At 64.6% G+C, this 20,501-nt stretch carries 21 protein-coding genes; 4 read left to right on the top strand and 17 right to left on the bottom strand.

Features of this window, described 5'->3' with window-relative positions:
- Positions 1-57: 57 nt before the first annotated feature.
- From J8847_RS22150 to gyrA, 14 genes are all read right to left on the bottom strand, one after another.
- Positions 58-408 (bottom strand): helix-hairpin-helix domain-containing protein, encoded by a 351-nt coding sequence (locus J8847_RS22150; RefSeq protein WP_211526847.1) that lies wholly within the window; start codon positions 406-408, stop codon positions 58-60.
- Positions 409-505: 97 nt separating this feature from the next.
- Positions 506-1,483, bottom strand: a complete 978-nt coding sequence (rfaE1, locus tag J8847_RS22145; protein WP_267875481.1) for a D-glycero-beta-D-manno-heptose-7-phosphate kinase — start codon at positions 1,481-1,483, stop codon at positions 506-508.
- A 12-nt stretch (positions 1,484-1,495) separates the two neighbouring features.
- A complete protein-coding gene (lapB, locus tag J8847_RS22140) occupies positions 1,496-2,671 on the bottom strand; it encodes a lipopolysaccharide assembly protein LapB (RefSeq protein ID WP_211526846.1) in 1,176 nt (391 codons plus the stop codon).
- A gap of 25 nt (positions 2,672-2,696) precedes the next feature.
- Complete coding sequence (locus tag J8847_RS22135; protein ID WP_211526845.1) at positions 2,697-3,002, bottom strand: lipopolysaccharide assembly LapA domain-containing protein; 306 nt, start codon at positions 3,000-3,002, stop codon at positions 2,697-2,699.
- A gap of 241 nt (positions 3,003-3,243) precedes the next feature.
- Positions 3,244-3,549 carry an integration host factor subunit beta gene (locus tag J8847_RS22130; RefSeq protein WP_036237327.1) on the bottom strand — a complete coding sequence of 102 codons (306 nt, stop codon included), beginning with the start codon at positions 3,547-3,549 and terminating at the stop codon, positions 3,244-3,246.
- A 21-nt stretch (positions 3,550-3,570) separates the two neighbouring features.
- Positions 3,571-5,277 (bottom strand): 30S ribosomal protein S1, encoded by a 1,707-nt coding sequence (gene rpsA, locus J8847_RS22125; protein ID WP_267875482.1) that lies wholly within the window; start codon positions 5,275-5,277, stop codon positions 3,571-3,573.
- 266 nt (positions 5,278-5,543) lie between these two features.
- The gene (cmk, locus tag J8847_RS22120; protein WP_211526844.1) at positions 5,544-6,206 is read right to left on the bottom strand and encodes a (d)CMP kinase; all 663 of its coding nucleotides are present in this window, start codon (positions 6,204-6,206) and stop codon (positions 5,544-5,546) included.
- A 6-nt stretch (positions 6,207-6,212) separates the two neighbouring features.
- Entirely contained in the window at positions 6,213-7,544 is a 1,332-nt protein-coding gene (gene aroA, locus J8847_RS22115; protein WP_211526843.1) for a 3-phosphoshikimate 1-carboxyvinyltransferase, read from the bottom strand.
- Positions 7,541-8,443 carry a prephenate dehydrogenase/arogenate dehydrogenase family protein gene (locus J8847_RS22110; protein WP_211526842.1) on the bottom strand — a complete coding sequence of 301 codons (903 nt, stop codon included), beginning with the start codon at positions 8,441-8,443 and terminating at the stop codon, positions 7,541-7,543. The genes aroA and J8847_RS22110 overlap by 4 nt, the downstream gene beginning before the upstream one ends.
- Entirely contained in the window at positions 8,444-9,550 is a 1,107-nt protein-coding gene (hisC, locus tag J8847_RS22105; RefSeq protein ID WP_211526841.1) for a histidinol-phosphate transaminase, read from the bottom strand. It lies immediately after the preceding gene.
- A gap of 20 nt (positions 9,551-9,570) precedes the next feature.
- A complete protein-coding gene (gene pheA / locus J8847_RS22100; protein WP_211526840.1) occupies positions 9,571-10,641 on the bottom strand; it encodes a prephenate dehydratase in 1,071 nt (356 codons plus the stop codon).
- An 81-nt stretch (positions 10,642-10,722) separates the two neighbouring features.
- Positions 10,723-11,811: a 3-phosphoserine/phosphohydroxythreonine transaminase gene (gene serC, locus J8847_RS22095; protein WP_211526839.1), complete on the bottom strand. Its 1,089-nt coding sequence runs from the start codon at positions 11,809-11,811 to the stop codon at positions 10,723-10,725.
- An 18-nt stretch (positions 11,812-11,829) separates the two neighbouring features.
- The gene (locus J8847_RS22090; protein WP_211526838.1) at positions 11,830-12,369 is read right to left on the bottom strand and encodes a DUF2059 domain-containing protein; all 540 of its coding nucleotides are present in this window, start codon (positions 12,367-12,369) and stop codon (positions 11,830-11,832) included.
- A gap of 110 nt (positions 12,370-12,479) precedes the next feature.
- A complete protein-coding gene (gene gyrA, locus J8847_RS22085; protein ID WP_211526837.1) occupies positions 12,480-15,095 on the bottom strand; it encodes a DNA gyrase subunit A in 2,616 nt (871 codons plus the stop codon).
- Positions 15,096-15,471: 376 nt separating this feature from the next.
- Here gyrA and ompA point away from each other — a divergent pair, with 376 nt between their 5' ends.
- The 4 genes from ompA to J8847_RS24475 all read left to right on the top strand — a co-directional run bounded on the left by ompA (position 15,472) and on the right by J8847_RS24475 (position 18,578).
- On the top strand, positions 15,472-16,188 hold the full coding sequence (gene ompA, locus J8847_RS22080) for an outer membrane protein OmpA (protein WP_211526836.1): 717 nt from the start codon (positions 15,472-15,474) through the stop codon (positions 16,186-16,188).
- Positions 16,189-16,385: 197 nt separating this feature from the next.
- Complete coding sequence (gene ubiG / locus J8847_RS22075) at positions 16,386-17,090, top strand: bifunctional 2-polyprenyl-6-hydroxyphenol methylase/3-demethylubiquinol 3-O-methyltransferase UbiG (RefSeq protein ID WP_211526835.1); 705 nt, start codon at positions 16,386-16,388, stop codon at positions 17,088-17,090.
- A gap of 19 nt (positions 17,091-17,109) precedes the next feature.
- Positions 17,110-17,817 carry an HAD family hydrolase gene (locus J8847_RS22070; protein ID WP_211526834.1) on the top strand — a complete coding sequence of 236 codons (708 nt, stop codon included), beginning with the start codon at positions 17,110-17,112 and terminating at the stop codon, positions 17,815-17,817.
- Between the two features lie 119 nt (positions 17,818-17,936).
- Positions 17,937-18,578, top strand: a complete 642-nt coding sequence (locus J8847_RS24475; protein ID WP_211526833.1) for a glycine zipper 2TM domain-containing protein — start codon at positions 17,937-17,939, stop codon at positions 18,576-18,578.
- Between the two features lie 33 nt (positions 18,579-18,611).
- Here the strand turns inward: J8847_RS24475 and J8847_RS22060 are convergent, their stop codons facing one another.
- The 3 genes from J8847_RS22060 to J8847_RS22050 form a co-directional block, all read right to left on the bottom strand.
- Positions 18,612-19,439 (bottom strand): bifunctional 2-polyprenyl-6-hydroxyphenol methylase/3-demethylubiquinol 3-O-methyltransferase UbiG, encoded by an 828-nt coding sequence (locus J8847_RS22060; RefSeq protein ID WP_229513127.1) that lies wholly within the window; start codon positions 19,437-19,439, stop codon positions 18,612-18,614.
- A gap of 168 nt (positions 19,440-19,607) precedes the next feature.
- Positions 19,608-20,204, bottom strand: coding sequence for a CHRD domain-containing protein (locus tag J8847_RS22055; protein ID WP_211526831.1), 597 nt, complete (start codon positions 20,202-20,204; stop codon positions 19,608-19,610).
- A 96-nt stretch (positions 20,205-20,300) separates the two neighbouring features.
- On the bottom strand, positions 20,301-20,501 hold a 201-nt coding region (locus tag J8847_RS22050; protein ID WP_211526830.1), incomplete at its 5' end, for a hypothetical protein.

The raw sequence follows: 20,501 nt of genomic DNA, 5'->3' as shown, positions 1-20,501 counted from the left end.
GTTCGTGGACAGCGCGCACCCAAACAAAAACCCGCGGCACGCCGCGGGTTCGTTTGCTTACATCGCCGATTTGGACTCTTCCGGCTTGGCCTTGGCCTCCTGCTTCGCCGTCGACTTGGCAGGCTTGGCGCTCATCCCTTCCTTGCCCTTGCCATTGACCACCAGCCCCGCCTCGGTCAGCTTGACCGCCTTCTTGTCCCCGATCCCCTTCACGCGATGCTGCAGGTCGGCCCAATCCTTGAACTCCCCTTTCGCACGCTCATCCAGGATCTTCTTGGACATGCTCGGTCCCACTCCTTTCACGCCATCCAGCGCGGCGGCGTCGGCCTTGTTGACGTCGACCTGGGCGAAGGCGAAGCTGCCGGACAAGGCCAGCGTGGCGACTGCGAGCATCAGTTTCTTGATCATGTAAGTCTCCGTTGGTTGATGCTGGACGGCGGCTGCCGCCCAACGCACAACTAACGGCCCGGCCCCATCGGCGTTGACGGTCCGGGATTGACCAGGATCAACCGGGGAACAGCTCCTCGCGGGTCACGGTGGCCGTGCCCAGCTTGCCCACCACGATGCCGCCGGCGCGGTTGGCCGTGGCCAGCGCCTCGGCCATCGGCGCGCCTGCGCCCAGCATCGCGGCCAGGGTCGCGATCACGGTGTCGCCCGCGCCCGAGACGTCGAACACCTCGCGCGCATCCGCATGCACGTGCAGCACTTCGGTGGCGGTGAACAGGCTCATGCCCTCTTCCGACCGGGTCAGCAGCAGCGCTTCCAGGCCCAGTTCCTCGCGCAGGCGCTGGGCCTTCTGGAGCAGTTGCTCCTCGGTCTTCCAGCCGCCCACCACGCGCTGCAGCTCCGAGCGGTTCGGGGTCAGGATCGAGGCGCCCTTGTAGGGCGTGAAATCGTCGCCCTTCGGGTCGACCAGCACGATCTTGCCGGCTTCGCGCGCCGACTTGACCATCTCGGCCACGTTGACCAGCGCGCCCTTGTTATAGTCCGACAGGATCACCACGTCGTAGTCCGGCAGCAGGGCCTTGAACTGGTCCAGCTTGTCGCGCAGGACGGTCTCGGTCGGCGCGTCCTCGAAGTCGATGCGCACCATCTGCTGCTGGCGCCCGATGACGCGCAGCTTGATGATGGTGGAGATCGCGTCGTCGCGCTTGAGGTAGCTGTGGATGCGCGAATCGCGCAGCAGCTTCTCGACCTCGTCGCCCGCCTCGTCGTTGCCGGTCACGCCCAGCAGGCCCGTGTGGGCGCCCAGCGCGGCCGCGTTGCGCGCCACGTTGGCGGCGCCGCCCAGGCGCTCCTCGCGGCGTTCGATGCGCACCACGGGCACCGGCGCTTCCGGCGAGATGCGCGAGACGTCGCCGAACCAGTAGCGGTCGAGCATCACGTCGCCCACCACCAGCAGGCGCACGGCGGACAATTGCGGGGCCGCCTGGTGGCGGAAGCTGTCTGCCGCCAGCAGGCGGCTCGGGGTCAGGTCATTCATGGCGTTGCGAAATCAGTTCATCACGTTCAGTTCTTCGGTGCGGCGCGGCGGATAGGTCTCCCAGCGGCTGCAGCCCGGGCACTGCCAGTAGAACTGACGCGCCTTGAATCCGCAGTGGCTGCACTGGTAGCGCGCCAGCTTCTGGGTGTAGCGCTGCACCAGGTTCTTGACCATCGACAGCTCTTCCCACACGTGCGCCGGGGCGTCCATCAGGCGCGCTTCCAGCAGCTTGTCCAGGCCCAGCAGGGTCGGGTTGCGGCGCAGCTCCTCGATCACCAGCTGCTTGGCCGCTTCCACGCCGTCCAGTTCGATGACGGCCTTGAACACGACCTCGATCAAGTCGATCGACGAGGCCTCGGCCAGGTAGGCGCGCAGCAGGTTGACGCCTTCCTGCGGGCGGCCGACCTTGCGGTAGCCGTCCATCAGGCGCTGGGCCACCAGGGCCACATGCGGCACGCTCTGGTGCTCCACGCGGCGCCAGGTCACCAGGGCGCCCTCGGTGTCGCCCTGGGCCAGCAGCGCGTCGCCATGCAGGATGGTGGCGCGCACGCTGCTGCGGTCGGCCTGGAGGGCCTTGTCCAGAAGCGCCATGGCGTCGCTCGGCTGCAGGTGCACCAGGGCGTCCTGGGCCAGCTCGCAATAGAACTGGGCGATTTCCTTCTGGCGCGCGCCGGCGCCGGATTCCTGCAGGCCGGTGGCGACGTCGATGGCGCGCTTCCATTCCTTCTCGCGCTGGTAGATCTCGAGCAGCGCACGACGTGCCTGCACCGCGAACGGGGTGTCGGTCAGCAGGTTGAAGGTTTCCTCGGCGCGGTCCAGCAGGCCGGCCTTGAGGTAGTCCATGCCGAGTTCGTACTGGGCGTGGGCCTTTTGCTCGCTCGGCAGGTCCGGGCGCGCCAGCAGGTTCTGGTGGACGCGGATGGCGCGCTCGGTCTCGCCGCGGCGGCGGAACAGGTTACCGAGGGCAAAGTGCATGTCGGCCGATTCCGGGTCGAGCTTGACGATCTCGATGAAGGAATCGATGGCCTTGTCCGGCTGCTCGTTGAGCAGGTGGTTCAGGCCCTTGAAGTAGCCGCGCGGCAGGGTGCGCGATTCGGAGACCAGTTCGTTGATGTCGACGCGGGCGGCGAGCCAGCCCAGGCCGAAGAAGAATGGGATGCCGAGCAGCATCCAGAGTTCGAATTCCATATGTTCTTATTGTGTTGTGTAGCGGTTAGCGCACGGGCGGCACGCTGTCGGGCTGCGGCGGCGCGGCGCCGGTGCCGGCGGCGCTCTGCAGGGCCTGGATGGTGTTCTTGTGCTGCGAGCTCTGGCGGCGCTGGCGGAACACGGTCGGCGTCAGCGCCAGGATGCCCAGCGCCGCCCCGGCCACGAAGAAGGCCAGCAGCATGAGCACGAGCGGGCCGCGCAATTCATAGTCGAGGAAGAAATGCAGGTCGACTTCCTGTGTGTTCTTGAGGGCGAAGCCGAAGAACAGGATGAACAGGACGATGCCGGCGATGGTCGAGACGAATCTCATCGGGTGGTTCCGCTGGTGGAGTGGGCAAAGGCGCAGTGTCGCATATCCGGCATGATATTTCAAAACGGTTGAGGGTGCTCTTCGATAGGGTGATTGCTGAGCTTCGTGGTGCGCGTCGAACTTGGCTCCCCGCCAAGGGCGGCCCAAGTTTGCATGCGTACCACTACCTCAAACAGCACCGACGAAAAAAAAAACGGCATCCTCACGGACGCCGTTCTTGTCTGCAAGCCAGCAGACGACTTCAGTCTTCAATGATGGGCTGCCCCACCATCGCGTCCACCCGCTCGCGCAACTGCTTGCCCGGCTTGAAGTGGGGCACCCGTTTTTCGGGCACCATCACCTTGTCGCCGGACTTCGGATTGCGTCCGATGCGCGGGGGCCGGCTGTTCAGTGCGAAGCTGCCGAAACCACGGATCTCGATGCGCTGGCCACTCGCCAGGGCGTTCGTCATCGCATCGAGGATGGTCTTGACCGCGAACTCCGCATCCTTCGCCACCAGCTGGGAATAACGCTCAGCCAGGCGATTGATCAGCTCGGACTTGGTCATCTGCTCGCTCCAGGTAAGGAATTAACCCTTGTTGTCGAACTTGGCTTTCAGCAGTGCGCCCAGGCTGGTGGTGCCCGATGCTGCGCTGTTGTCCGAAGCCAGCTTGTTCATTGCTTCCTGGGTGTCGGCGCTATCTTTCGCCTTGATCGACAGCTGGATGCTGCGAGCCTTGCGATCGATGTTGATGACCAGGGCTTCGACCTTGTCGCCCACCTTCAGGTGGGTGCCGGCGTCTTCCACGCGGTCACGCGAGATTTCCGAAGCGCGCAGGTAGCCTTCGACTTCGTCGTTCAGCGCGATCACGGCGCCTTTCGGCTCAACCGACTTCACGGTGCCGGTGACCAGGGTGCCCTTGTCGTTCAGCGAAGCGAAGTTGTTGAACGGGTCGCCTTCCAGCTGCTTCACGCCCAGCGAGACACGCTCGCGCTCGACGTCGATTGCCAGGACCACGGCTTCCAGCTCGTCGCCCTTCTTGAACTTGCGCACGGCTTCTTCGCCGGCTTCGGTCCACGACAGGTCCGACAGGTGCACCAGGCCGTCGATGTTGCCCGGCAGGCCGATGAACACGCCGAAGTCGGTGATCGACTTGATCAGGCCCTTGACCTTGTCGCCCTTCTTGTGGGTCATGCCGAAGTCGTCCCACGGATTCGCCTTGCACTGCTTCATGCCCAGCGAGATACGGCGACGCTCTTCGTCGATTTCCAGGACCATGACTTCGACTTCGTCGCCCAGCTGGACAACCTTGTTCGGAGCCACGTTCTTGTTGGTCCAGTCCATTTCCGAGACGTGCACCAGGCCTTCGATGCCCTGCTCGACTTCCACGAACGCACCGTAGTCGGTCAGGTTGGTGACCTTGCCGAACAGGCGGGTGCCTTGCGGGTAGCGACGCGACAGACCGGTCCACGGATCGTCGCCCAGCTGCTTGACGCCCAGCGAGACGCGGTTCTTTTCCTGGTCGTACTTGAGGACCTTGGCGGTGATTTCCTGGCCAACCGACAGCACTTCCGACGGGTGACGCACGCGACGCCATGCCAGGTCGGTGATGTGCAGCAGGCCGTCGATGCCGCCCAGGTCGACGAACGCACCGTAGTCGGTGATGTTCTTGACGACGCCGGTAACCACGGTGCCTTCTTTCAGGGTTTCCATCAGCTTCGCACGCTCTTCGCCCATCGATGCTTCGATGACGGCGCGGCGCGACAGCACGACGTTGTTACGCTTGCGGTCCAGCTTGATGACCTTGAATTCCAGGGTCTTGCCTTCGAACGGGGTGGTGTCCTTGACCGGACGGGTGTCGACCAGCGAACCCGGCAGGAATGCGCGGATGCCGTTGGTCAGGACGGTCAGGCCGCCTTTGACTTTACCGTTGACGGTACCGGTGACGATCTCGCCCGATTCCATTGCTTTTTCCAGAGCCAGCCACGATGCCAGGCGCTTGGCCTTGTCGCGCGACAGGATGGTGTCGCCGAAGCCGTTTTCCAGCGACTCGATGGCCACGGAAACGAAGTCGCCGATCTGGACTTCCAGTTCGCCCTGGTCATTCTTGAATTCGTCGACCGGAATGAAAGCTTCCGACTTCAGGCCGGCGTTGACGATCACGAAGTTGTGATCCAGGCGCACGACTTCAGCCGAAATGACTTCGCCCGAACGCATGTCTTGACGCGACAGCGATTCTTCGAAGAGGGCGGCGAAGCTTTCCATGCCGGTTTCGTTGGTGGTTGCAGTAGACATAAAAGAGGTTACTCAGGTTAGCCAGCAGCCCGTCGATATTGCGGACTGAACTGGGTCAGGTTGAAACACACCTGCGGCGGCGAAATTGCCGTACAGGCACCAAAGGACGACAGCCGGGAGACCGTCGTCCCCGCGAAGGCGGGGACCCAAGTTATATGCGGTCAAGCGGCGATGACTCAAGCCAACAATTACGCAAAGGACTTGGATTCCCGCCTGCGCGGGAATGACGTTTTTTAGGCTAACTAAAAAACGCCAATCAATTCTTCTTATGCATGCGCATACCAGGCCAGCACCTGTTCGATCGCCTGTTCGGCCGTCATCTCCGAGGTATCCAGGATATGCGCATCCTCCGCCGGCACCAGCGGGGCCACGGCGCGCTTGGTATCGCGCTCGTCCCTCGCCTGCAAATCCGCCAGCAGACCGTCCATATTAGCAGAAAACCCTTTGTCAATCAATTGCTTATACCGGCGCTGCGCACGCGCCTCAACACTTGCGGTCAAGAACACTTTTAGCTTGGCGGTCGGAAAAATCACGGTCCCCATGTCGCGCCCGTCCGCCACCAGGCCCGGCGCCTCGCGGAAGCCCAGTTGCAAGGCGAACAAGGCCTGGCGCACGGTCGGCAGCGCGGCGATCTTCGATGCCATGTTGCCAACCTCTTCCGCCCGGATCGCCTGGGTGACGTTCTCGCTGGCCAGGAACACGTCATGGCCCACGAAGCGCGCCGGCAGGTGCTCGGCCAGCTTGGCGATGCCGTGCTCGTCGCGCAATTCAAGGCCGCGGCGCATCGCCTGCAGCGCCGTCAGGCGGTACAGCGCGCCCGAGTCGAGCAGGTGGAAGCTCAGCCTGTCGGCGACCTTGGCCGCCACCGTGCCCTTGCCGGAAGCGGTCGGGCCGTCGATGGTGATGACTGGAACGTTGGAATTCGGCATAAGGATTTAGAACAGTTCGTTGCGGGCGATGCTGGCGAACGCCTCGAAATAATCCGGGAAGGTCTTGGCGACGCATTTCGGATCGTTGATGCGCATGGCGTTGCCGCGGCGCGCCTTGCCGTCGAGCGAGGCGAGCGAGAAGCACATGGCCATGCGGTGGTCGTCGTAGGTGTCGATGGTGGCCGGCTTGAGCTGCTCCGGCGGGGTGATGCGGATGTAGTCCGGGCCCTCTTCCACCTCGGCGCCCACCTTGCGCAGCTCGGTCGCCATGGCCGACAGGCGGTCGGTTTCCTTCACGCGCCAGCTGGCGATGTTGCGCAGCGTGGAGGTGCCGTCCGCATACAGCGCCGCCACGGCGATGGTCATGGCCGCGTCCGGAATGTGGTTGAAGTCGGCGTCGATGGCCTTCAGCACGCCGTTCGAACGCGCCTCGATCCAGTTCTCGCCGCGCGTGACGATGGCGCCCATGCGCTCCAGCGCGTCGGCGAAGCGCACGTCGCCCTGGATGCTGTTCTCCCCTACCCCTTCCACGCGCACCGGGCCGCCGGCAATCGCGCCCGCCGCCAGGAAGTAGGACGCCGACGAGGCGTCGCCTTCGACGTGGATGGTGCCCGGACTCTGGTAGCGCTGGCCCGGATGCACGGTGAACGAGGCCCAGCCGTTCTGCTCGACCGTCACGCCGAAACGGCGCATCAGGTTCAGGGTGATCTCGATGTAGGGCTTGGAAATCAGCTCGCCGACCACGTCGATGGACACCGCGTGGGTCTTGGCCATCAGCGGTGCGCTCATCAGGAGCGCGGTCAGGAACTGGCTCGACACATTGCCGCGCACCGAAATGCGGTTGGCGTGAATGTGGCCGCGCTTGACTCGCAGCGGTGGGAAGCCCTGCTCGCCTGTGTACTCGATCTGGGCGCCGACTTCGTTGAGCGCGTCGACCAGGTCGCCGATCGGGCGCTCGTGCATGCGCGACACGCCGTGCAGAGTGTAGTCGCCGCCGATCACGGCCAGGGCCGCGGTCAGCGGGCGGATCGCGGTGCCGGCGTTGCCCATGAACAGGTCGGCTTCGTGATTGGGCAGCACGCCGCCCTGGCCGTGGACGACCACGGTGCGTTCGTCGACTTCATCCCACTGGATGCCGAGCGAGCGCAGCGCGCCCAGCATCACCATGGTGTCGTCCGAGGCCAGCAGGTCGTGGATCGTGGTCGTGTCTTCCGACAGCGCAGCCAGCAGCAGGGTGCGATTCGAAATGCTTTTGGAACCCGGCAGGCGCACCGTCCCCGCCGTGTGCAGCACGGGTTCGAGGTCGATATGCTGGGGGTAGTGTTTTTGCTGCGTCATTCTGGTTCCTGGTTGGGCGGGGGCGGCGGAGAGCCGGCTTCGATGGCTTCGATCCACTCGCGCCGGGCGCGCTGCGCATTCGCGTAGACAGCTTCCAAGGCGGCGCCGTCGGACGCGGCCAATCGCGCGCGCAATGTAGTCAATTGTGCCAGATAAGCATCCAGCTCGGTGAGCAAGGCTGCCTGGTTGGCCAGGCTGATGTCGCGCCACATCTCGGGCGAGGAGCCGGCGATGCGGGTGAAGTCGCGGAAACCGCTGGCGGCGTACTGGAACAGCAGGTCGGCATGGGGCTTGGCCGCGATGTCGTCCACCAGGGCGTAGGCCAGCAGGTGCGGCAGGTGGCTGACGGCGGCGAACACGCGGTCGTGCTCAAGCGGGCTCAGCATATGGATGAGCGCCCCGCAGGCGCGCCAGGCTTCGGCCACCAGCTCGACCGCGTCGTCGGCATTCTCCGGCAGCGGCGTCAGCACCGCCTTCTTGCCGCGGTAGAGCGTGGCAATGGCCGCATCCGGGCCGTTCGATTCGCTGCCCGCGATCGGATGGCCGGGCACGAACTGGTGGATGCGTTCGCCCAGCACTTCGCGCGCCGCGGCGACCACGTCGCTCTTGGTGCTGCCGGCGTCGGTGACGACGGTGCGCGCGCCGAGATGCGGCAGCAGCGCGGCCAGGATGCGCCCGGTCTGGGCCACCGGCGCGGCCAGCAGCACCAGGTCGGCATCCCTCGCCGTGTCGAACGAGGCAGCGACTTCGTCGACGATCCCCAGCTCCAGCGCACGCGCCATCGCCTGCGGCTCGCGGCCGATGCCGACCACGCGGCGCACCGCGCCGGCGGCCTTGAGCCCCAGCGCGAACGAGCCGCCGATCAGGCCGACGCCGACGATGACGACCTTATCCAGCATTCAGCCGAGCGCCTTCTTGAGCGCCGCGATGAAGGTCGCGTTCTCTTCCGGCAAGCCGATCGAGATGCGCAGCCATTGCGGCAGGCCGTAGTTGCCGACCGGACGCACGATCACACCCTGCTTGAGCAGCGCCAGGTTGACGCGCGCGCCGGCGCCATCGTCGTTGCCGACCTTGACCAGCACGAAGTTGCCGAAGGACGGCACGTATTCCAGGCCCAGCTCATCGAAGGCGGCGATCATCTGCTGGTAGCCTTCGAAGTTGTTCTTCGCGCCCTTCTCCAGGAATTCCTTGTCGTTCAGCGCGGCCACGGCGGCCGCCTGGGCCAGCGAGTTCACGTTGAAGGGCTGGCGGATGCGGTTCATCAGGTCGGTCACTTCCGGCTGGGCGATGGCGTAGCCCACGCGCAGGCCGGCCAGGCCGTAGGCCTTGGAGAAGGTGCGCGAGACGATCAGGTTCGGGTACTTGCGCACCCACTGGCTCGACTCGAACTGGTGCTCGGGAGCCAGGTATTCGTTATAGGCCTCGTCCAGCACCACGATCACGTTGGCCGGGACTTTTTGCAGGAAGGCTTCGACTTGCGGCGCCGGGAAGAAGGTGCCGGTCGGGTTGTTCGGGTTGGCGACATAGACCAGGCGGGTCTCAAGGTCGATGGCGGCCGCCATGGCGTCGAGGTCGTGGCCGTAGTCCTTGGCCGGGACCACGATGGCGCGGCCGCCCACGCCCTGGGTGGCCAGTGCGTACACGGCGAACGAGTACTGCGAGTACACCACCGCCTCGCCCTTTTGCACGAAGGCGTGCGCGGCGATTTCCAGGATGTCGTTGCTGCCGTTGCCCAGCGTGATCCAGTCGGCCGGCACGTCGTAGCGGCTGGACAGCGCGGCCTTCAGGTCGAACCCGTTGGCGTCCGGATAGCGGCCCAGCTCAGCGGCGGCGGCCAGCATCGCCTGGCGGCTCGATTCCGGCAGGCCGAAGGGATTCTCGTTGGAGGCCAGCTTGACGATGTCGGCTTCGTTCAGGCCGAATTCGCGCGCGACTTCCGCGATCGGTTTGCCGGCTTGATAGGGAGCGATGGCGCGAACGTACTCGGGTCCGAATTGGTGGTGCATGGTCAGTCTCTCGAAATGGATTAAAGGCTTTGCGGATAAGACCCCAGCACCTTGAAGAAGGCGGCGTTGTCTTTCAGTTCTTCGAGGGCGCGGGCGACGGCGGCGTCATGCACATGGCCCTCGATGTCGACGTAGAAGTAGTATTCCCAGGTGCCGATGCGCGCCGGGCGCGACTCGAAGCGCGTCATCGACACGCCGTGCTTGGACAGCGGCGCCAGCAGGTTGTAGACGGCGCCGGCCTTGTTCGGCACGGCCAGCACCAGCGCGGTGCGGTCGCGTCCCGACGGGCCGGTCTGCAGGGAACCGATCACCACGAAGCGGGTGCGGTTGTGCGGGTCGTCCTGGATGTGGGCCTGGACCACGCCGAGCTGGTACTGCTCGCCCGCCATCTCGCTGGCGATGGCGGCCACGCTCGGGTCCTGGCTGGCCAGCACGGCCGCCTCGGCGTTCGAGGCCACGGCGCGGCGCTCGATGCCGGGATAGTGCTGGTTGAGCCAGACCTGGCACTGGGCCAGGGCCTGCGAATGGGCGCACACGGTCTTGACGCCGTCCATCGAGCCGGTCTTGGTCATCAGGCTGTGGTGGACCGGGATCGAGACTTCGCCGCTGATGATGGTGGTGGTGGCCAACAGCAGGTCCAGGGTGCGGTTGATCGCGCCCTCGGACGAGTTCTCGACCGGGACCACGCCGAAGTCGGCGGTGCCGGCCTCGGTGGCGCGGAACACCTCGTCGATGGACACGCACGGCAGCGTTTCGATGGCGCTGCCGAACTGCTGGAACACGGCCTGCTCGCTGAAGGTGCCCGAGGGGCCGAGATAGGCGACCGTGACGCGCTTTTCCAGCGCGCGGCAGGACGACATGATTTCGCGGAAGATGGTCTGGACGTCGCGGTCCTTGAGCGGGCCGGGATTGCGCTCGGCCACGCCGCGCAGCACCTGCGCTTCGCGCTCGGGGCGGAACACCGGGGCGTCGGTCTCGGCCTTGACGTGGCCGACTTCCTGCGCGACCTTGCCGCGGCGGCTCAGGAGCTCCAGGATTTGCGCGTCAATCGCATCGATCTGTTCGCGCAGGGGTTTGAGTTTGTCTGTCATCGTTATGCTTAATCGGTCGATTTGTTCGTTGGCGCGAAGCTGCGCCGTGCACTGGATGCACGGCCACGCGCCACAGCGGCGTTAGCGGCCGGCGAACTCGTTCAAATAATCGACGAGGGCTTGTACACCCTCGATCGGCATCGCGTTGTAGATCGATGCCCGCATGCCGCCGACGGACTTGTGGCCCTTCAGTTGCAGCAGCCCGCGCGCCTTCGCGCCGGCCAGGAATTGTTCGTTCAGGGATTCGTCGCGCAGGTAGAACGGCACGTTCATGCGCGAACGGTATTCGGGCGCCACGCGATTCTGGTAGAAGTCGTCGGCATCCAGCGCGGCGTACAGCAGGCGCGCTTTCTCGATATTACGCTGCTCCATCGCCGCCACGCCGCCATTGCGCTTGAGCCAGGCGAACACCAGGCCGGCGATGTAGATGGAATACGTCGGCGGCGTGTTGAACATCGATTCGTGCTCGGCCACGGTTTTCCAGTGGAAGGCGGACGGGCAGATGTTCAGCGCCTCGTTCAGCAGGTCGTCGCGCACGATTGCGAGCGTCAGGCCGGCCGGGCCGATGTTCTTCTGGGCGCCGGCGAAGATCACGCCGTATTTCGACACGTCGATTGAGCGCGACAGGATGTGCGAGGACATGTCGGCCACGATCGGCGTGCGGGCGTCGACCTGGGGCACGAAGTTGAACTCCAGGCCGTCGATGGTTTCGTTGGTGCAGATGTGCAGGTAGGCGGCGCCGGGGGTGAGGCGCCAGGTGTCCTGCGGCGGAATGCTGGTGAAGCCGTTCGCCTCTGCGGAGGCCGCCACGTTGGCGTTGGCGTAGCGCTTGGCTTCCTTGATCGACTTGCCCGACCACGAACCCGTGTGGACGAAATCGATGGTGCCGGGCTGCGGGCAGCAGCCGAGCATGTTCATCGGGATGATGGCGTTCTGGCCCAGTCCACCGCCCTGCATGAACAGGATCTTGTAGTTGGCCGGGACGGCCAGCAGTTCGCGCAGGTCGGCTTCGGCCTGCTTGTAGATGGAGATGAATTCCGGACCGCGGTGGCTCATCTCCATCACCGACATGCCGCTGCCATGCCAGTCGAGCATCTCGGCGGCCGCCTGCTGCAGCACTTCTTTCGGGAGGACGGCCGGGCCGGCCGAAAAGTTGAAGATCTGGGTCATGCGGTCCTTTCTTGCCGATTACTGTTTCTGAGCTTCTTGCAACGCCTGCTGCATCAGATTGCCGATGCGCGGCAGGACGATCTTCTGGCTCAGCGCCATGCTTTCCGCGGACAGCTTCGGCATCATCGTCATCATCTTGCGGCCCAGCGGCGTGGTGTAGAAGGCGGTGAGTTCCCTGATTTCGGCAGCCGTGAAATTGTTGGCGTAGATGGGCACCATCTCGGCCAGCATCTCGTCGACCAGGACCGGATCGCGGAACATCTGGTTCATTGCCTTCGCCACACCGGGGAGGACCTTGTCGACCTTCGCCATCGCATCGCGCTTCTGCTCGGCGCTCAGGCTCGTATCGCTCTGGATCATGCTGGCCGCCTGCGCACGCATCATGGCCGGCATCGCCTTTTCCATTTCAGCGAAGGAGCCGAGCATGGCCTTGCGCGCGTCCATCACCTCGAGCAGCTTCTTCGCCGCCGCGGTCGTTTGTGCATCGGCAGCGTGGGCGATGGCCGGCAGGCCGGCGAAGGCGGCGGCAGCGGCGAGGACGAGAGCGATTTTTTTCATTGAGACTCCGGGCGGGCCGGTGCGCCCGTTGAGAACTGCGTGTGGACAGCCGGCTTACCAGGCCGGCCGGCGGCGGGAGCGCCGCTCCCGCCGTGTTGCTGCTGTGCGCCTTACTGCGGCGCCGGCTCGAGCTCGACTTCTTCGAGGTCGGTCTCGACGATACGCTGCAGGCCCGACAGCTTGGTGCCGTCTTCGACCGCGATCAGGGTCACACCCTGGGTCGCGCGGCCCATCTCGCGGATCTCGGCCACGCGGGTACGGATCAGCACGCCGCCGGTCGTGATCAGCATGATCTCGTCGGTTTCGTCGACCAGGGTCGCGGCCACCACCTTGCCGTTACGCTCGGAGGTCTGGATCGCGATCATGCCCTTGGTGCCGCGGCCGTGGCGGGTGTACTCGGTGATCGGAGTACGTTTGCCGAAGCCGTTCTCGGTGGCCGTGAGCACCGACTGCTGCTCGTTCTCGGCCACCAGCAGGGCGATGACTTGCTGGCCCTCTTCCAGGTTCATGCCGCGCACGCCGCGCGCGGTACGGCCCATCGGACGCACATCGTTCTCGTCGAAGCGCACCGCCTTGCCGCCGTCCGAGAACAGCATCACGTCGTGCTTGCCGTCGGTCAGGGCGGCGCCCACCAGCACGTCGCCTTCGTCCAGGTCGACGGCGATGATGCCGGCCTTGCGCGGGTTGCTGAAGTCCTTCAGCGGGGTCTTCTTGACGGTGCCCAGCGAGGTCGACATGAACACGTAGTGGTCTTCCGGGAAGGTCCGGTTCTCGCCCGACAGCGGCAGGATCACGGTGATCTTCTCGTTCTCCTGCAGCGGGAACATGTTCACGATCGGCTTGCCGCGCGAGTTGCGCGAGCCCTGCGGCACTTCCCACACCTTCAGCCAGTACATGCGGCCGCGGTTAGAGAAGCACAGGATGTAGTCGTGGGTGTTGGCGATGAACAGCTGGTCGATCCAGTCCTCGTCCTTGGTCGCCATCGCCTGCTTGCCGCGCCCGCCGCGCTTCTGGGCGCGGTATTCCGAGATCGGCTGCGACTTCATGTAGCCGGTGTGCGACAGGGTCACCACCATGTCCTGCGGGGTGATCAGGTCTTCGGTTTCCAGGTCGCTGGCGTTGTGCTCGATGGCCGAACGGCGGGTGTCCTTGCCGTTGTCGGCGTATTCGGCCTTGATCGCCACCATCTCGTCCGAGATGATGGTGGTCACGCGCTCGGGCTTGGCCAGGATGTCGAGCAGGTCGGCGATGTGGGCCATCACTTCCTTGTACTCGTTGACGATCTTGTCCTGCTCCAGGCCGGTCAGGCGCTGCAGGCGCATCTGCAGGATTTCCTGGGCCTGCTCGTCCGACAGCTTGTACAGGCCATCAAGCTGCATGCCGTAGTGCTTCGGCAGGTGCTCCGGACGGAAGGCTTCGATGCCGCCGGCCGCGCCGGTTTCGGTACGGTTCAGCATTTCGCGCACCAGGGACGAATCCCAGGCGCGCGCCATCAGTTCGGTCTTCGCGATCGGCGGCGTCGGCGCGGCCTTGATGATCGCGATGAAGTCGTCGATGTTGGCCAATGCGACAGCCAGGCCTTCCAGCATGTGGCCGCGGTCGCGCGCCTTGCGCAGTTCGAACACGGTGCGGCGGGTGACCACTTCGCGGCGGTGCGACAGGAAGCACTCCAGCATCTGCTTGAGGTTCAGCAGCTTCGGCTGGCCGTTGACCAGCGCCACCATGTTCATGCCGAAGGTGTCTTGCAGCTGGGTCTGCTTGTACAGGTTGTTCAGCACTACTTCCGGCACTTCACCGCGCTTGAGCTCGATGACCACGCGCATGCCCGATTTGTCGGACTCGTCGCGGATGTCGGAGATGCCTTCCAGCTTCTTGTCGCGCACGTTCTCGGCGATACGCTCGAGCAGCGACTTCTTGTTCACCTGGTAGGGCAGCTCGTCGATGATGATCGCGGTGCGGCCGCCATCCTTGCCATATTCTTCGAAGTGGGTCTTGGCGCGCATCACCACGCGGCCGCGGCCGGTGCGGTAGCCGTCGCGCACGCCCGAGACGCCGTAGATGATGCCGGCGGTCGGGAAGTCCGGCGCCGGGATCAGTTCGATCAGCTCGTCGATCGTGCATTCCGGGTTGCGCAGCACGTGCAGCGCGCCGTTGATGACTTCCGACAGGTTGTGCGGCGGGATGTTGGTGGCCATGCCGACCGCGATGCCCGAGGAACCGTTGATGAGCAGGTTCGGGATGCGGGTCGGCAGGACGGTCGGTTCCTTTTCCTTGCCGTCGTAGTTCGGCTGGAAGTCGACGGTGTCCTTGTCGATATCGGCCAGGATCTCGCTCGCGATGCGGTCCAGGCGGCACTCGGTGTAACGCATCGCCGCGGCGCTGTCGCCGTCGATGGAGCCGAAGTTGCCCTGTCCGTCCACCAGGGTGTAGCGCAGGGAGAAGTCCTGCGCCATGCGCACCAGGGTGTCGTAAATGGAGGCGTCGCCGTGCGGGTGGTATTTACCCATCGTGTCGCCGACCACGCGCGCGCACTTCACGTACGGACGGTTGTGTACGTAGTTACTCTCGTGCATGGAGTACAGCACGCGGCGGTGCACCGGCTTCAGGCCGTCGCGCACGTCCGGCAGAGCTCGCCCCACGATCACGCTCATGGCGTAGTCGAGGTAGCTCTTGCGCATCTCTTCTTCGAGGGAAATTGGGACTGTTTCTTTTGCGAATTGATCCATGGGGCGGGTCGGCTGCTTTTCAGCGTTTGGTTATGAGTTGCAACGGACGATTCTACCACGCGCGCCTTAGCTGCTGCGCAATTCCTCCGAGGCTTTTCAGCGCCCGTTTCGAGGGTGAGTCAAGCGCGAAATGTCGAGGATGGTCAACGGAGCGTAAATTTGCTTGCCGAAACGTTGCATATAAACAACGTCAAGCAAATAATGCTTGAAGTTTGATTTAGGTGTAGTCGTGCGATTTTTGCGCGTATGGCAAAATGGGCAGGAAGTTAATTGCTCGTTTCACAATACGAAACAGACTGCTCGGCCGCTGTGTTATCATCCTGACTACACGGAGCCTGTCTGCTTCGCTAGGAATCTACCGAAAGGAAAAAACAACATGAATAAATTGGCCACCTTCTTGCTCGCAGCGTCGGCCGCGATCGCGGGCAACGCATTTGCGCAGAGCGCACCGCCGTACGCACCGCTGACCACCGACATCCAGGCGCGCACCCCGTACAGCGCCTACGTCCAGGACAGCCGCGGCGTGATCGCCCGTAATCCTTTCGGCCTGTGCTGGCGTACCGGCTACTGGACCCCGGCCGACGCGGTCCCGGGCTGCGACGCACCGCTGTGCGTCCCGCCTGAAAAGCTCGAAAACGGCAAGTGCGTCGCTCCGCCGCCACCGCCGGCACCTGCCCCGGCTCCGGTTGCCGAACCGGCACCTGCCCCGGCACCGGCTCCGGTCCCGACCTCGGAAAAGGTGAGCTACTCGGCTGACGCCTTCTTCGACTTCGACAAGGCTGTGCTGAAGCCGGCCGGCAAGAAGTCGCTGGACGACCTGGTCTCGAAGCTGAGCGACATGAACCTGGAAGTCATCATCGCCGTCGGCCACACCGACTCGATCGGCACCGATGCCTACAACCAGAAGCTGTCGATCCGCCGCGCCGAAGCCGTCAAGGCTTACCTGAAGGGCAAGGGCGTGGAAGAGAACCGCATCTACACCGAAGGCAAGGGCGAGAAGCAGCCTGAAGCGTCGAACAAGACCTCGGCCGGCCGCGCCAAGAACCGCCGCGTGGAAATCGAAGTCGTCGGTACCCGTACCGTCAACAAATAATCCACGAAGTGCCCATGAACCCCGCTTCGGCGGGGTTTTTTTTCGTATGTGCATCGGGACTCGCGCAGGGTTCAAGCCGCCTACTTATCACAACGTCACTCCGGCGAAGGCCGGAATCCAAGTTTCCACGCAACACTACCGACATTTTTCCTGCCGCGAACTTGTCCCCCACCCCATTTCCGCTATTATTCCGAGCTATGACGACGACCAACGCCGACCCCTTAGAAATCCAGAAATTCAGCGAACTGGCCCACCGCTGGTGGGACCCGACTTCTGAATTCCGTCCGCTGCACGAGATCAACCCCCTGCGCCTCGAGTGGATCAACGCGCGCGCCCCCCTGGCCGGCAAGAACGTGATCGACATCGGCTGCGGCGGCGGCGTGCTGTCCGAATCCATGGCGCGCAAGGGCGCCAAGGTGACCGGCATCGACCTGTCCAAGAAGGCCCTGAAGGTGGCCGACCTGCACAGCCTGGAATCCGGCGTCGAGGTGCGCTACAAGCACATCGCCGCCGAAGAGATGGCGGCGGCCGAGGCGGGCCAGTTCGACGTCGTCACCTGCATGGAGATGCTCGAGCACGTGCCGGACCCGGCCTCGATCGTCCAGGCCGCAGCAAGCCTGGTGAAACCGGGCGGCCACGTGTTCTTCTCGACCCTGAACCGCAACCCCAAGTCCTATCTGTTCGCCGTGATCGGCGCCGAGTACATCCTGCGCATGCTGCCGCGCGGCACGCACGACTATGGCAAGTTCATCACGCCGTCCGAACTGGCGCATTACGCGCGCCAGGCCGGCCTGCAGGTGGATAGCATGAAGGGCCTGACCTACAACCCGATCACCAAGATCTATTCGCTGAACAACGACACCGATGTGAACTACATGGTGGCGTGCAGCAAGCCGCTTTAAACCTGTTTCCTGATCCCTCATGACTTTCCCGACCGTTCTGCCGGCACCGCGTGCCATCCTGTTCGATCTCGACGGCACCCTGGCCGACACGGCGCCCGACCTGGCGGCGGCCGTCAACTGGCTGCGCACCGAGCGCGGCCTGTCTCCGACGCCCTACGACATCCTGCGCCCGACCGCCTCGGCCGGCGCGCGCGGCATGATCGGCGCCGCCTTCGGCCTGGCGCCGGGCGACGAGGGTTATGAGGAGTTGCGCCTGGCCTGGTTCGACCGCTACCAGTCGGCCATGTGGCTGCATACCAGCCTGTTCGAGGGCATCCAGGAACTGCTGGACGGTATCGAACAAGCCGGCATGAGCTGGGGCATCGTCACCAACAAACCGGCCCGCTTCACCGATCCGCTGGTGCCGAACATCGGCCTGGCGCACGCCGGCTGCATCGTCTCGGGCGACACCACCCCACACGCCAAGCCCCACCCTGCCCCGCTACTGGAAGGCGCGCGCCGCCTGGGCCTGGCGCCGGAGCAGTGCTGGTACGTGGGTGACGACCTGCGCGACATCGAAGCTGGCCGCGCCGCCGGCATGGTCACCGTGGCCTGCGGCTGGGGCTATTGCGGTTCGATCGAACCATCGACCTGGGGCGCCGACTACCTGCTCGACTCGCCGGCCCACCTGATGCAGACCCTGCGCGAAGTGATCGATGCCGTCCGCCAGGCCGAAGGCGTTGCCTGACCCGGCGACATTGCTGGGTTACATCTATTTACGATTGATACAGGCTACCGTCTATCTCTGAGTCAGGCCTGCCATTAATCTACTCCTGCACGACAACAAAACGTCTTAGGGAGCAGAACATGGAAACGACTCAGACCACCAACCGCATCCACCCGATCATGGCAGCCGCTGCCGCCTCGGTCATCATCGTCAGCCTGACCGGCGCCGCCGCCATCACCGGCCTGCTGCCGAGCTCGAAGAGCGCGCCTGAGCCGATGGCGAACCAGCAGCAGCTCGCCGCCATGGCAGCCGCTTCGCCCTACGCCATGCAAAGCAGCGTGACGCCGGCCGCCGCTGTCCAGGGCCAGGCGCAAGTCGCCATGCCGCAGATGGCGATGCCTGCAGCACCGCAGATGGTGCCGGCGATGGCCGCGGCGCAACCGGTTCCGGTCGCCTATGCCCAGCCGCAGCCCGCTCCTCAGCCGACCGTGATCGTGAAGGAACGCGTGGTCGAGAAGCCGGTGGTGAAGGTGGTCGAAAAGACCCGCGTGGTGCACGCCGCGCCGAAGCAGACCCACTATGACGAGCCGCGCTACCAGCCGGCCCCGGCGCCCGCTCCGGCCCAGCCGAACTATGTCGGCATCGGCACCGGCGCCGTGATCGGCGGCCTGATCGGCAACCAGATCGGCGGCGGCAACGGCAAGAAGCTGGCCACCGTGGCCGGCGTGATCGGCGGCGGCATCATCGGCAACCAGATCGCCAACGCGAACGCCAACCGCTGATTCGTCTCCAGCGCAATGAAAAGCCGCAGGCACTCAGCCTGCGGCTTTTTTTCTGAATACGCCGACGATGATATCGCTGGGGAACATGCGCAGCACCGGGATGGCGGCCATGATCGCCACGTACTGCGCGTAGAGCGACAGGGGCGGCACGTTGCCGGCGCAGCGCAGCCGCTCCAGCAATCCCCTGGCGCGCAGGGCGGGCAGCTCGGCGGCCTCGGCCAGTTCGAAGCCCTGCCCCGCCACCAGCTGGCACAGGTTGCGCGCATTGAAGTAGTGGACATGCGGCGACGGCAGGTCTTTCTGCCACAGGCGCTCGAAAGGCGCGCGCCAGCCCAGGCGGGCGATCAGTTTCGACAGGCGGTAGAAGAAGCCGCGGCTGTTGGGCAGGTTGAGGATGAGGATGCCGCCCTCGTCGAGCCGCTCGCGGCAGGCGGCCAGCGCGCTGCGGATGTCGGGGATATGCTCGATGACGTCGTTGAACACGATCACGTCGAAGCGCTCTCCTTCCGCCAGCACGTCGGGGAAATAACCGGAACGCACCGGCAGTCCGCGCGCAGCGGCGCGGCTGCCGACCACGGCGTCGGGCTCGACGCCGAGCACGTCGAAATCCGCGCGCGCCGTTTCCAGGAACCAGCCGTGGGCGCTGCCGACGTCCAGCAGGCGGCGAGCCTGCGGCCGCGCATGCTTCTTCGCGTAGTGGACGATGGTCTTGAAGTTCTCCAGGCGCAGCGCCTTGAGCCCCGCTTCGCGCTCGGCCTCGTTGACCTCGGGCCCGGTGTGGGCGTTGATGGCGGGAGTGAGGGCGGCGCTCTCGTAACTGCAGGCGGGACAGGTTGCGTGCCAGCCGGCGAGCCCGGCCATTTGAGGATTACCACACACGATGCATGCCATACGGGGAGCCTCTCGACGTGTCATGGAGCGCCCTAGCATATTGCAATTCAGGCATGCATTGTCAACTTTCTTTAACCGTGTCGCGCCGATGTGGCGCAGGCTGCGGGAGCCTGCCGCCACACGATCGCGGCCGCCGGCCTAGCGGACGTACACGCGCCGGCGCCGCAGCATGGCCAGGCTGGCCACGCCAATCCCGAACACCATCACGCCGCCCGGCTCCGGCACCTCGGTGAGGAAGCCGCGGATTTCCCCGGCCCGGACAACGGACGTATGGATGTTCAGGTAGGCCCGGCCAGAGGCGAGACCGGCAAGCAAGGCCAGGCGGGCGCTGTCCACGCTTCCGCCGTTGGCATTGATGAAATTGATGTTGTAGGTGCTTGCGTTCAGCAGGTCGAACACCTCCGTGTAGCTCCCCGAGGTAACGCCGAGCGGGAAGGCGGGGAAGGTCGGCAGCGAGGTCGCAACGCCGGCAGTACCGTCGGATGGATCCACCGTGCAGCAATGGATGTGCGAAGCCGTTGTCGGCCCCATTAAACCGGAAAAGCTCGCGTTCACGGTCATCATGTTGGTCGCATCGTCGATGAATACCGTCGTGAAGCCGGTGGCGGGCGATGCGTTTGGCGGGTCTTCGGCCGCACCGCTCAGGTTCGCCTCGTAGCGGATGATGTCCGCGTGCGCGGCGCCGGCACACAACAGTAGCAAGGATGTACACAAGCTGAGGGCAAGACGTTTCATGACTTCTCCTTCCGCAGGGTTTGCTATTCATTCAGCATAAAGCGTGCCTGTACGTACGGCAGAGGCTAAGGCCGCAGAAACTGCTCAGCTCCTGGCTCATGTGTAAAGCTGGTCGACAATGAAATCGATGCTGGCGATCGACGTATTCTCGTATGTCGCCGGGATGGAATTACTGATCAGAGTGAGCGGAGTCTGGCGCGCGATGCTCTTGCCTTTGTTCATGCAACATTGACCCAATTTCGGCTGTAAAGATCGCTGACAAGGGCGAAGCCGTACGGCTGGGGAGTTCGGCTGGCG

The sequence above is a fragment of the Massilia sp. AB1 genome (genome assembly GCF_018119385.1).
Lineage (GTDB): Bacteria > Pseudomonadota > Gammaproteobacteria > Burkholderiales > Burkholderiaceae_D > Telluria.
Note: the sequence above shows the minus strand (reverse complement) of the source record. Positions and strands in the feature narration are given on the sequence as shown.